The 11946-nt window shown below is 75.6% G+C and carries 9 protein-coding genes; 3 read left to right on the forward strand and 6 right to left on the reverse strand.

The window, feature by feature from the left end:
- Positions 1-21 precede the first annotated feature (21 nt).
- The 3 genes from DK419_RS12445 to tsaD are packed head-to-tail and all read right to left on the reverse strand — an operon-like array spanning position 22 to position 2974.
- Positions 22-1017 carry an NAD(P)H-dependent glycerol-3-phosphate dehydrogenase gene (locus tag DK419_RS12445; RefSeq protein ID WP_109959357.1) on the reverse strand — a complete coding sequence of 332 codons (996 nt, stop codon included), beginning with the start codon at positions 1015-1017 and terminating at the stop codon, positions 22-24.
- Entirely contained in the window at positions 1017-1898 is an 882-nt protein-coding gene (locus DK419_RS12450; protein WP_109959358.1) for a GNAT family N-acetyltransferase, read from the reverse strand. The genes DK419_RS12445 and DK419_RS12450 overlap by 1 nt, the downstream gene beginning before the upstream one ends.
- Positions 1895-2974, reverse strand: a complete 1080-nt coding sequence (gene tsaD, locus DK419_RS12455; protein WP_109959359.1) for a tRNA (adenosine(37)-N6)-threonylcarbamoyltransferase complex transferase subunit TsaD — start codon at positions 2972-2974, stop codon at positions 1895-1897. The genes DK419_RS12450 and tsaD overlap by 4 nt, the downstream gene beginning before the upstream one ends.
- Before the next feature lie 151 nt (positions 2975-3125).
- Here tsaD and DK419_RS12460 point away from each other — a divergent pair, with 151 nt between their 5' ends.
- From DK419_RS12460 to DK419_RS12470, 3 genes are all read left to right on the forward strand, one after another.
- Entirely contained in the window at positions 3126-3881 is a 756-nt protein-coding gene (locus DK419_RS12460) for a uroporphyrinogen-III synthase (protein ID WP_208642350.1), read from the forward strand.
- Between the two features lie 124 nt (positions 3882-4005).
- Entirely contained in the window at positions 4006-6402 is a 2397-nt protein-coding gene (locus tag DK419_RS12465; RefSeq protein WP_109959361.1) for a COG4223 family protein, read from the forward strand.
- Positions 6403-6515: 113 nt separating this feature from the next.
- The gene (locus DK419_RS12470) at positions 6516-7988 is read left to right on the forward strand and encodes a heme biosynthesis protein HemY (protein WP_109959362.1); all 1473 of its coding nucleotides are present in this window, start codon (positions 6516-6518) and stop codon (positions 7986-7988) included.
- 217 nt (positions 7989-8205) lie between these two features.
- Here DK419_RS12470 and DK419_RS12475 read toward each other — a convergent pair whose 3' ends face one another.
- The 3 genes from DK419_RS12475 to DK419_RS12485 are packed head-to-tail and all read right to left on the reverse strand — an operon-like array spanning position 8206 to position 11936.
- Entirely contained in the window at positions 8206-10071 is a 1866-nt protein-coding gene (locus DK419_RS12475; protein ID WP_109959363.1) for an ABC transporter ATP-binding protein, read from the reverse strand.
- Positions 10072-10081: 10 nt separating this feature from the next.
- A complete protein-coding gene (locus DK419_RS12480) occupies positions 10082-11011 on the reverse strand; it encodes an ABC transporter permease (protein WP_109959364.1) in 930 nt (309 codons plus the stop codon).
- Positions 10977-11936 (reverse strand): ABC transporter permease, encoded by a 960-nt coding sequence (locus tag DK419_RS12485; RefSeq protein WP_109959365.1) that lies wholly within the window; start codon positions 11934-11936, stop codon positions 10977-10979. The genes DK419_RS12480 and DK419_RS12485 overlap by 35 nt, the downstream gene beginning before the upstream one ends.
- Between the last annotated feature and the right edge of the window lie 10 nt (positions 11937-11946).

Below are 11946 nucleotides of genomic sequence, written 5' to 3' on the forward strand. Positions count from 1 at the left end.
CGCACGCGGGCGCCGGCCCGCTCAGGCCTCGGCCCTGAGCGGCCGGCCGAGCAGGTCGGCGATCGCCGCATCGAGGCTGACCGCGCCGGTCAGGAGCGCGGCCACCGCCTCGGCCACCGGCATCTCGACCCCGCGGCGGCGCGCGAGGGCCACCAGCCCCTGCGCGGTGAGCGCGCCCTCGGCGAGCTTGCCGCCGGAGGCCTCCTCGAGGCTCGCGCCTCTCCCCAGGCGCTCGCCGAAGGCGAAGTTGCGCGACTGCGCCGAGGCGGCGCTGAGCACGAGGTCGCCGAGGCCCGACAGCCCCATCAGGGTCTCGGGCCGGGCGTCCCAGGCGCGGGCGAAGCGCATCAGCTCGGCGAAGCTGCGGGCGACGAGCGCCGCCCGGGCGCTCTCGCCGAGGCCCCGGCCGATCGCCGCCCCGCAGGCGATGGCGAGCACGTTCTTGGCCGCCCCGCCGATCTCGACCCCGCGCGGATCGGTGCCGTGATAGACCCTGAAGGTCGGCCCCGACAGGGCCGCGGCGAGGCGCGCGGCCAGCGCGCCGTCGCGGCTCGCCAGCGTCACGGCGGTGGGCAGGCCCCGGGCGACGTCCGCCGCGAAACTCGGGCCCGACAGCACCGCGACGGCCGCGCCCGGCGCGGCCTCTCCCGCCACGTCGGTCAGGAAGGCGTCGGTGCCGCGCTCGATGCCCTTCGCGCACAGGATCAGTGCCGCCTCCGGCCGCAGGTGCGGGTGCAGGGCGCCGAGCACGCTCCGCAGCGTCTGGGCCGGCGTCACCACCAGCACCGCCTCGGCCTCGCCGAGATCGGTCGCCGCCGCGGTCGGGCGCACGCCCGCATGCAGCCTCACCCCGGGGAGATGGCGGGCATTCTCGCGCGTGCGGGCCATGGCGGCGGCGCCCTCCGCGTCGCGCATCCACAGTACCACCGGGCGCGGAGCCGCGGCGGCGGCGGCGTTGGCGAGCGCCGTGCCCCAGGCCCCGCCGCCCAGGACCGCGATCGGGCCGATGGTGGTCATCAGAAGCTCCTCATCGCGAAATCCGCCGCCGCCAGCCGGTACAACCGGTGCGGCCGCAAGCGATGCCCCTCGGGCAGGCCCGGATGGTCGAACCCGCCGACCTCGCTCATCCCGAGCCGCTCCATCACCCGGCGCGAGGGGGTGTTGCTCTCCGCCGTGCAGGCGACGACCTCGGCGAGCGCGCAGCGGGAGAAGGCGTCGGCCAGCGCCAGGCGGGCGCCGCGCACGGCAAAACCCCGGCCCCAGGCGGGCCGGGCGAGCCGCCAGCCGATCTCGACGAGGCCGGTCTCCCGCCCGAGCAGGTCGCCGAGCGGCAGCGGCCGGGCCGGACGCCAGCAGCCGACGAAGCCGCAGAACCCCTCCGGCGCCTCGACGGCCCAGGGGCCGAACCCGTCCTCCTCGAAGCGCCGGTCGAGCGCCCGGGCCTCGGCCTGGCTCTCGCGGGCGGTCTTCGGCGCGGGAAAGTAGCGCATCACCTCGGGGTCGGCGCAGAGCGCCGCGAACGGCGCGTCGTCGGAGAGCTGCCAGCGCCGCAAGGCGAAGTTCTCGCCGGTCAGGCGGGCCGGCGCCGGCGGCACCGGGCGCTTGCGCCGCCACAGGAGCGAGCGGTGGTTGAGCGCCGCGAGGTCCTGGCGGCCGGCCAGCACCGCCTCGCCGAGGCTCACCGCGAGCGCCAGGCGCTCGGGCGGCATGTTGGCCCAGGCCGGCGGGGCGACGCTCTCGCGCCAGGGCCCGCCGCAGGCATTGTCGAGCAGGATGCGGGCGAAGCAGTGGTTGCGCGAGACCGGCCAGTCCGGACGCGCCCGCGCCGCCTCCGGCAGGCGCTCGTCGACCAGGGCCCGCCAGCGGCGCTGCTGCGCCTCGGCCTCGGCGGGAGTCATCCGACGGTTGCGCCGTCGGCCGTGGCTGCATCCCGGGGAGCGTCCTTCGCCTGGGCGAAGGGCCAGCGCGGCCGGGCCGGCGCCGTGATGTCGTCGGTCAGGCCGAGCCGCAGGCGCTCGATGCCGGCCCAGGCGATCATCGCGCCGTTGTCGCCGCAGAGCGGCAGGGGCGGGGCGACGAGCGGCAGCCCGGCCTCGCCGGCCTGGTGGGCGAGCGCCCGGCGCAGGGCGCCGTTCGCCGCGACGCCGCCGGCCGCCACGAGCGCGGTCGGATGGCCGGCGACGGCGCCGAAATCGCGAAGCGCCACCCGCACCCGGTCGACCACCACGTCGACGACGGCGGCCTGGAAGCCCGCGCAGAGGTCGGCGACGTCCTGGTTGGTGAGGGGCGCGATGCGCTCGGCCTCGATCCGCAGGGCCGTCTTGAGGCCGGACAGGGAGAAGTTGGGCTCGCGCCGTCCGAGCATCGGCCGGGGCAGGGCGAAGCGCTCCGGGTTGCCGCTCTCGGCCGCGCGCTCGACCTCCGGCCCGCCCGGATAGGCGAGGCCCAGGAGCTTCGCCACCTTGTCGAAGGCCTCGCCGATGGCGTCGTCGATGGTGCCGCCGAGGCGCACGTACTCGCCGACGCCCTTCACGGCGACGAGCTGGGTGTGGCCGCCGGAGGCGAGCAGCAGCAGGTACGGGAAGGCGAGGCCGTCGGTGAGCCGCGCGGTGAGGGCGTGGGCCTCGAGGTGGTTGACCGCCACGAGGGGCTTTCGCGCGACCAGCGCCAGGGTCTTGCCGGTGACGAGGCCGACCAGCACGCCGCCGATCAGCCCGGGCCCGGCCGCGACCGCGATGCCGTCGAGGTCCGGGAGCCCGACATTCGCGTTCGACAGCGCCCGGGCGACCAGCCGGTCGAGCACCTCGACATGGGCGCGGGCCGCGATCTCCGGCACCACCCCGCCATAGGCGGCGTGCTCGGCGATCTGGCTCAGCACCTCGTTGGAGCGGATCTCGCCGCGCCCGTCCTCGCCCACCGCCACGATCGCGGCCGCGGTCTCGTCGCAGGTGGTCTCGATCCCGAGGACGTTCATGGAAGGGTGGTCTCGCGAGGGGGCTGGCACGCCGCGCGGCGGCCGGTATGGTGCCCCAGATAACCCGCCGACGCGAGGCGGGCCAGGGGGGCCGGAGCGGCCGCATGGCGGGGGAGGGCGCGTGACGCGGGCGACGGGATGCGGGACCGCCTTGCGCGTGTGGGTCGCCCGGCCGCTGCCGGCCGGCGCGCGCACGGCCGAGCGCGTCGCAGGCCTCGGCCACCGCCCGCTCCTCGCCCCCGTGCTCGACCTCGCCCCGAGCGGCGCGCCGCCGCCCGTCGGTCCCTTCGACGCCCTGGTGCTGACGAGCGCGAGCGCGGTGCCGGCGGTGGCGGGCTCGCCCCTCGCCGGCCTGCCGGCCTACTGCGTCGGAGGACGCACCGCCGCCGCCGCGAAGGCGGCGGGCTTAAGGCCCGTCCACGAGGCCGGGGGCGACGCCCGGGCCCTGGCCGCGCTGATCGGCGCCGCCCTGCCGCGGGGCGCGCGCCTCGTCCACGCCGCCGGGCGCGAGCGCAAGGACGAGCCCGCGGCGACGCTCGGGGCCCGGGGCTACCGGCTGACGGTCTGGGTCGCCTACGCGGCCCGCCCCCTGCCGGTCCTGCCGGAGCCCGTGGCCGCGGCCCTGGCGGAGGACGGAATCGACGCCGCCCTGCACTATTCCCGCCGCAGCGCCGCGACGGCGCTCGGGCTCGCCCGGGCGGCGGGACGGGAGGACGCCTTTCGACGCGTGGCGCATCATTGCCTGTCGGCGGATGTGGCCGCCCCCCTGGTCGCGGCCGGGGTCCCATCCCATGTGGTCGCGGCGCGGCCGGACGAGGAGACGCTCCTCGCCGGCCTCGGCCCCGTCCTTTCGAACAGTAACGCAGAGACCTCGCCGGGCCTTCGCCCTGGCCTGGAGCGATGCTAAGGGACGATGAAGCAGCGCGCGGCCCGGGCGGGATCCTGCCCCGCGGCCGCGCTCCCGCCGCGCCGATCGGGCCCGCCTTCCGGCGGGCTCACGGCCCGGCATCGAGAGGTGAGGATCTCCGGCCGTGACCCCATCCGACAAGGACCAGAAGGACTCGCGCAACCGCCCCGGCGGGCGCGGCGGCAACCCGGCGGATGGGCCGATCCTCGACCTGAAGGCCACCCGCGTCCCCGACGCGCCCAAGGCCGAGCCGGGCAAGGCCGAGCCGACGAAGGCCGAGCCGGGCAAGCCGGGTCAGGGTCCGGACGCGAAGCCGGAAGCCACCGGCGCGCAGGCCGGCAAGATCGAGCCCGGCAAGATCGAACCCGGCAAGCCCGCGTCGCCCGCCGCCGCGGCCGTGAAGCCCGGCGATCCGGTGAAGGCCGCCGAGGTGAAGCCGGGCGGTGTTCCGGCCGGCGCCGCGATTCCGGCCGGCGGTACGGCGGCGAAACCCGCCGAGTCCCCGCGGCCCGGGGCCACGGGCGCGACCGGCGCCGCCTCCACCCCGTCGCCGATGTCCGGCGCGACCGGCTCGGCGTCCCGGCCGCTCGGCGGCGCCCCGACGCCGGCCGTCGGCGCGACGGCGACGACCGCGGCCTCGAAGCCCGGGGAAGCCAAGCCCGGGGAAGCCAAGCCCGGTGAGGTCAAGCCCGGCGCGCCGTCCTCCGTGATCGCCTCCACCACCGGGCCGGTCGCCTCCGCGACGCCGTCCCCGACCGGTGCCGCGAAGCCGACGACCGGACCGGTGGCGACGGGACCGGGCAGCGGCCCGCTCAAGGTCGGCGACGCCAAACCCACCGACGTCAAGCCCGTCACCCCGGCGACCGCGGCGCCCGGCACCAAGCCGCCCGAGGCGGGCAAGGCTCCGGACGCGAAGTCGCCCGCGGCCGGCACCGGCGCGACGACGGGGGCCGCCTCGGCGGGCTCCGGCCCCAACCCGACGGCGACCGCCGCGGCGGCGGGTGCCGCTGCGGGCGCCAAGCTCTCGACCGTGCCGAAGACCGGACCGCAGGCCGGCCCGTCGACCGGTGCGACGTCGCCCAAGCCCGACGCGACCCGGACCGCGACACCGACCACGGTCGCGACGCCGCAGGCCCGCTCCGGCGCCGGTTTTGGCTCGCTGCTCGCCGCCTCGCTCCTCGGCGGCGTGGTCGGCGCGGGCCTCCTCTACGGCGCGACGACCTACGGCCCGGCCTACGGCATCAACCTGCCGAAGCCCGAGGCGCCGCAGGGCGAAGTGTCCGGCACCGTGCCGCTGGAGCAGCGCCTGGCCGACCTCGCTCCGCGCGACAGCGTCCAGGCCCTCGACCGGCGGATCGCGTCACTCGAGACGACCCTGCGCCCCCTGCCCGACGCGGTGCGCGCGGCCGACGCCGCCGCCAAGGCGGCGAGCCAGCGCGCCGACGAGGCCCTGCGCAAGGCGGACGCCGCGCCCGCTCAGGGTACCGGCCAGCCGGCGCCCGCCGCTCAGTCGCAGAATCAGGCCGCCAGCCCGGCCGCCGGCCTCGACCCGGCCCGCCTCCAGGGCATCGAGAAGCAGCTCGCCGACCTCCAGGGTCGCGCGGGCGGGGGCGATGCCGGCCTGCGCCAGCGGGTCGACGGCCTCGCCCAGGCGGTCACCGCGCTCCAGGGCCGCGGCGACGGCGCCGACCTGCGCGGCCGCCTCGACGGGCTCGACAAGGGGCTGAAGGCGCTGCAGGCCGATCTCGGCACCCGGGCGGCGGCGGACGAGCAGGCCGACAAGGCGCTCGGCCAGCGCCTCGACGAGCTGCGTCAGGCCCTCGACACCCGGGCGAAGGCCGCCGACCAGCGCTTCGACGGGCTGCAGCAGGCGCTCGACACCCGCAACAAGACCGTCGACCAGCGCCTCGCCGATCTGGCCAAGGCGGTCGAGGGCCGGGCCGAGGCCGGCAGCGTCCAGGCGGCCCTGCGGGTCGTGGCCTCCGACCGGATCGCGAGCGCACTCGCCTCCGGCGCGCCCTACGCCGACGCGCTCGCGACCTTGAAGCAGCTCGATCCCGGCCAGGCCGGGGCGCTCGCGCCGCTGGAGCCCTTCGCCCAGAACGGCGCGCCGACCGCCGCGGCGCTCGCCCAGAGCTTCCAGCCCGTCGCCGCCAAGCTGAACGCGGCGGCGCTCGCCGCCCGCCAGCGGGCGGTGGCGGAGCGCGGCAGCATCGCCGACCGGCTGACCAGCATGGCGGAGTCGATCGTCTCGGTGAAGAAGGTCGGAGCCGAGGGCGCCGCCCCGGCGGCCGGCAACGCCGCCGATCCGACCGAGGCCGGGGTGGCGAAGATCCAGGACGCGCTCGCCCGCGGCGCAGTGGCGGAGGCTGCCCAGGCCTTCGACGCCCTGCCGGAGCAGGCCCGCAAGGAGGCCGGCGATTTCGGCCAGCGCCTGAAGGCGCGCGCCGCCGCCGGCGAGGCCGCCAGGGCGCGCCTAGCCGCCTCCTTCGCGGCGATCCAGGGTCCGGCGACCCGCTGACGCTCAGGCCGCGGCCGCCCGTCCGGGCGGCCGCCCTTCGTTTTCCGGGGCTCGCTCGACGCCCCCTCGCGCGCCCGTGAGCGGCAGCGCGGCTTTCTGGAGTTGATGGACAGATGTGGCGCGCACTCGCCTTCCTGGCTCTCCTCGCCCTCGCCGCCTACGGGGCGGTGTGGCTCGCCGACCGGCCCGGCGTGGTCACCGTGACCTGGGGCGGCTACGAGCTGGCGACCAGCCTCGCGGCGGCACTGGTCGGCGTGATGGTGCTGGCCGTGGTGCTCGGCTTCGTCTGGGCCTTCGCCCGCGGCATCCTGAACCTGCCCGAGCGGCTCACCCTGTCGAGCCGGCGCCGGCGCCAGGAGCGGGGCTACAACGCGCTGTCGCGCGGCATGGTGGCGGTGGGCTCCGGCGACCCGATCGCGGCGCGCCGGCTGGCCGGCGAGGCCGAGCGCCTGCTCGGGCCCGAGCCGCTCGCCCTGCTGCTGACCGCCCAGGCCGCCCAGATCTCCGGCGACCGCGCCGGGGCCGAGCGCGCCTTCCGGCGCATGGTCGACGATCCCGAGACCCGGGTGCTCGGCCTGCGCGGCCTGTTCGTCGAGGCGCGGCGCCAGGACGACGAGAGCACCGCCCGGGCCTACGCCCTGGAGGCCTCCCGGCTCGCCCCGAGCGTGACCTGGGCCAACGAAGCGGTGATGGAGGGCCAGTGTGCCGACCGCGACTGGTCGGGGGCACTTGACACCGTCTCGCGCCGCGCGAGCCTCGGCCTCTCCGACAAGGCGGCGATGCGGCGCCAGCGCGCGGTGCTGCTGACGGCGAGCGCCCTCGACCTCGAGGCCGGCGACCCGGAGCGGGCGCTCGCCCAGGCCCGGGAGGCGGTGAAGCTCGCCCCCGACCTGGTGCCGGCGGCGGCGGTGGCCGGGCGCCTGTTCGCCCGCCGCGGCGACCTCAAGCGAGGCGCCAAGGTAGTGGAAGCGGCCTGGCGCGCCAACCCGCACCCGGACCTCGCCCGGGTCTACCTCGACCTGCGCACCGGTGACTCGAGCCGCGACCGGCTGGCCCGCGCCGAGACCCTGGCCCGGGTCTCGTCCTGGCACCTCGAATCCCGCTTCGCCATCGCCCGCGCGGCCCTCGACGCCCGCGAGTTCGGCCGCGCCCGCGACGTGCTGGCGCCGCTGCTGGCCGACCAGCCGACGGTGCGCGCCTACGACCTGATGGCCGAGATCGAGGAGGCTGAGCACGGCGCCCAATCCGGCAAGGCCCGCGAGTGGCAGGCCCGCGCCGCCCGCGCCCCGCGCGATCCGGCCTGGTGCGCCGACGGCCTCGTCACCGACCGCTGGGCACCGATCTCGCCCGTCAGCGGCCGCCTCGACGCCTTCGTCTGGCAGACCCCGCCGGACCTGCTCGGCCGCGCCCACGGCACGGCGCACGAGGGCGAGCCGGCCGCCGCGCCGGGCGCACTCAACGGCGCCGCGCCGGCCCCGAAGGCCGGCGGCGTGACAACCATCAACACGCTGCCTTCCGGAACCGTGAGCCCGGCGGTGGTGCCGGTGCCGGTGAAGGTGCCGGAAGTCGTCGGCCCCGGGCGGTGAGGGTGCGGCGGAGGTTTCTCCGCCGGAACCGACCGTCTTCGCATCATTCCGGGGCCGCGCAGCGGAGCCCGGAATCCCGGCGCGCAGGTCGCAGACGATAGAACGGAACGCTCACGACGTGTTCCGGCCCGCTCCGCGGTTCTGGATCCCGGGCTCCGCCGCGCGGGCCCGGGGACGACCCCGAGGGCATCAGGATCGTCGCACGGTCAAACGGCGCTCACGCCACCGCCGCGACGGCTGCCGACGCCTCCCATTCCGGCCCCCAGACCTGCACCACGTGACCGGGCGAGACCTCCCGGTACAGCCGCTCCGGCGGCACGTAGTCGACCGGGCGGATCGGGCTCTTGATCTCGTCGCTGCGCACGGCGTGGAGCTGGCGGCGGCGGCCCGGGTCGGGGACCGGCACGGCGGCGATCAGCTTCCTGGTGTAGGGGTGCTGGGGCGCACCGAAGATCGCCGCGCGGGGGCCGATCTCGACGATCTCGCCGAGATACATCACGGCGACCCGGTGGCTCACCCGCTCCACCACCGCCATGTCGTGCGAGATGAACAGGTAGGCGAGGCCCAGCGACGCCTGGAGGTCGAGCATCAGGTTCACCACCTGCGCCTTCACCGAGACGTCGAGGGCCGAGACCGATTCGTCGGCGACGATCAGCCGGGGCTCCAGCGCCAGCGTGCGGGCGATGCAGATGCGCTGGCGCTGGCCGCCGGAGAATTCGTGCGGGAAGCGGCTCGCCATCTCGGGCTTGAGGCCGACCCGGCGCAGCAGGTCGGCGGCGCGCTCGCGAGCCTCGCCCCGCGAGCACAGGCGGTTGATCAGGAGCGGCTCGGCGACGGCGCTGCCGACGCTCATGCGCGGATCGAGGCTGGCGAAGGGATCCTGGAAGATCATCTGCATGCGCCGGCGCCGCGCCCGCAGGTCGGCGGGCGCCAGGCCGAGCACGTCCTCGCCGTCGAGGAGCACCGCGCCCGCGACCGGCTCGATCAGGCGCAGCACCGAGCGGCCGGTGGTGGACTTGCCGCAGCCCGATTCGCCGACGAGGGCCAGAGTCTCGCCCTCGCGCACCGCGAAGGACACGTTCTCGACCGCGTGGACCCGGCCTCGCACCCGCGACAGCAGGCCGCCGCGGATGTCGAAGCGGGTGGTCAGCCCCTTCACCTCCAGCACCGGCCGCTCGCCCTCACGCACCGTGTCCGGCAGGGGCGGGGCGACTTCCGGCTCGCCGGTGGCGCGGTCGACGATCGGGAAGCGGGCCGGGTGCGGCTGCCCCGTCATCGCCCCGAGGGTCGGCACGGCGGCGAGCAGCGCGCGGCTGTAGGGATGGGCCGGGCGGCGGAAGATCTGCTCGGTCGCGCCGGTCTCGACGGCGCGCCCGTCGACCATCACCACGGTGCGGTCGGCGATCTCGGCCACCACCCCCATGTCGTGGGTGATGAACAGGACCGACATGCCCTCCTCCTCCTGGAGGAGCTTGATGAGGTCGAGGATCTGGGCCTGGATGGTGACGTCCAGCGCCGTGGTCGGCTCGTCGGCGATGAGGAGCTTCGGCCGGCAGGCCAGCGCCATCGCGATCATCACACGCTGGCGCATGCCGCCGGAGAAGCGGTGGGGGTAGTCGTGCACCCGCGAGGCGGCGGCCGGGATCCGGACCTTGTCGAACAGCCGCACGGTCTCGGCGTCGGCTTGGGCCTGCGACATGCCGCGGTGAAGCCGCAGCGCCTCGCCGATCTGGAAGCCGACGGTGAGCACGGGGTTCAGGCTCGTCATCGGCTCCTGGAAGATCATCGCGACGTCGTCGCCGCGGATCCGCCGCATCTCGGCGTCCGGCAGGCGCAGGAGGTCGCGGCCTTCGAGCAGCACGCGGCCGCCGGTCCGGGTCGCGTCGCGCGGGGTGAGCCGCATGATCGACATCGCGGTGACGCTCTTGCCGGAGCCCGATTCGCCGACGAGCGCGACGGTCTCCTTCGGGCCGATGTCGAACGAGACGCCGTGCACCACCGGGCGCCAGGCCTGCTCGGAGCGGAATGCGACGGTGAGGTCCTGGACCGAGAGGATCGGGGTGGTCGTGTTCGGGCTGGTCATACCGGCATCCTCACAGCACCCGCCGCGGATCGAGGGCGTCGCGCAGGCCGTCGCCGATGAAGTTGATCGACAGGACGGTCAGGAAGATCGCGGCGCCCGGGAACAAGGCCCAGTGCGGCGCCACGTCGAGGTGGTCCTTGGCGTCGTAGAGGAGCCGACCCCAGGTCGGGATGTCGGGCGGGAAGCCGAGGCCGAGGAACGACAGGGTCGATTCGGCGATGATCGCCGAGGAGACCTCGATCGTCGCCGCGACGATGACGGGCCCGATCGCGTTCGGCAGGATGTGGCGGGTGACGAGGTGCCAGGCGGTCGCTCCCTGGGAGCGCGCGGCTTCCACGAATTCCTTCTCGCGCAGGGACAGGAACTGGGCCCGCACGAGGCGTGCCACCGGCATCCAGCGCAGGCCTCCGATCACCGCGACGATCATCACGAACACGCCGCCCTCGACCCCGAAGACCTGCTTCAGCTGGTCGCGGAACAGGTAGATGATCAGGAGCAGGAGCGGCAGCTGCGGCAGCGACAGGAACAGGTCGGTCAGCCACATCAGGAAGGGGTCGAGGAAGCGGCGCGACATGCCGGCGAGCGCCCCCACCACCACGCCGACGAAGGTCGCTACCACCATGGCGGCGAAGCCGACAGCGAGCGAGATCCGCCCGCCGTAGATCATCCGGGCGAGCAGGTCCTGGCCGAGGTCGTCGGTGCCGAGGGGGTGGGCCCAGGACGGGCCCTGGAGCGTCGCCGCGAAGTCGATCTCGTCGATCGCCACCGGCCAGACCCAGCCGCCGACGAGGACCGCCAGCACCAGGAAGCCCAGCACCCCGACGCTGACGACGGCGAGGCGGTGGCGGCGGAAGCGCCGCCAGGTGTCCCGCCCCGAGCCCGCAGGCGCGGGCACCGGCGCCGCCTCAGCGGTAGGAGATGCGAGGGTCGAGCCAGCCATAGAGGAGGTCCGCGACGAGGTTGAACAGGACGACGAGGCAGGCGAACACGAAGGTGACGGCCATCACCACCGGGGTGTCGTTGGCGAGCATCGCGTTGATGAGGAGCGAGCCGATCCCCGGGATGCGGAAGATCTGCTCGGTGACGATGGCGCCGCCGAACACCGCCGGGATCTGGAGCGCCACCAGCGTCACGACCGGGATCAGGGCGTTGCGGGCGATGTGGCGGACCGTGACGGTGCCGTCCGACAGGCCCTTCGCCCGGGCGGTGGTGACGTAGTCGAGGCGGGCGACGTCGAGCACCGAGGCGCGCACGTAGCGGGTGTAGGAGGCGGCCTGGAAGAAGCCCAGCACGCAGACCGGCATGATCGCCTGCCGCACGTGCTCCCAGGCCCAGCGCCAGCCCGTCGCGGAGATATCGGCCTGGTAGACGAAGGGCAGCCAGTCCAGCGTCAGGCTGAACAGCAGGATGAACAGGAGGCCGGTGAAGAAGGTCGGCAGCGAGAAGCCGACGAAGGCGAGCGTGTTCGCCACCTGGTCGAAGACCGAGTAGGGCCGGATCGCCGCCAGGATGCCGACCGGCACGGCGACGAGGAGGGCCAGCACCTGCGACGAGCCGACCACGAACAGGGTGGTCGGCAGGCGCTGGAGGATCAGTTCGTCGACGTCGACGCGGCTCGCGAACGAGAAGCCCCAGTCGCCCTGGAGCATCGCGGTGAGCCAGTGCAGGTAGCGCACCAGGATCGGGTCATCGAGGCCGAACTTCAGCCGCAGGGCCTCGCGCACCTCCGGCGGCACGTTCGGGTTGGTGGCGAGTTCGCCGAACGGATCGCCCGGCGCCAGCGCCAGCACCGTGAACAGGATCAGGCTGATCCCGATGAGGCTCGGGATCGCGATGAGGAGGCGGCGGAGGAGATAGGCTCCCATCGGGGGTCCC

Origin of the sequence: Methylobacterium terrae, assembly GCF_003173755.1 — a bacterium.
In the GTDB taxonomy this organism is placed as follows: Bacteria; Pseudomonadota; Alphaproteobacteria; order Rhizobiales; family Beijerinckiaceae; genus Methylobacterium; species Methylobacterium terrae.

Coding starts and splice junctions, on each gene's coding strand:
- DK419_RS12445 (WP_109959357.1), bottom strand. CDS start 1,017: ATGACCACCATCGGCCCGATCGCGGTCCTGGGCGGCGGGGCCTGGGGC.
- DK419_RS12450 (WP_109959358.1), bottom strand. CDS start 1,898: ATGACTCCCGCCGAGGCCGAGGCGCAGCAGCGCCGCTGGCGGGCCCTG.
- tsaD (WP_109959359.1), bottom strand. CDS start 2,974: ATGAACGTCCTCGGGATCGAGACCACCTGCGACGAGACCGCGGCCGCG.
- DK419_RS12470 (WP_109959362.1), top strand. CDS start 6,516: ATGTGGCGCGCACTCGCCTTCCTGGCTCTCCTCGCCCTCGCCGCCTAC.
- DK419_RS12475 (WP_109959363.1), bottom strand. CDS start 10,071: ATGACCAGCCCGAACACGACCACCCCGATCCTCTCGGTCCAGGACCTC.
- DK419_RS12480 (WP_109959364.1), bottom strand. CDS start 11,011: ATGGCTGGCTCGACCCTCGCATCTCCTACCGCTGAGGCGGCGCCGGTG.
- DK419_RS12485 (WP_109959365.1), bottom strand. CDS start 11,936: ATGGGAGCCTATCTCCTCCGCCGCCTCCTCATCGCGATCCCGAGCCTC.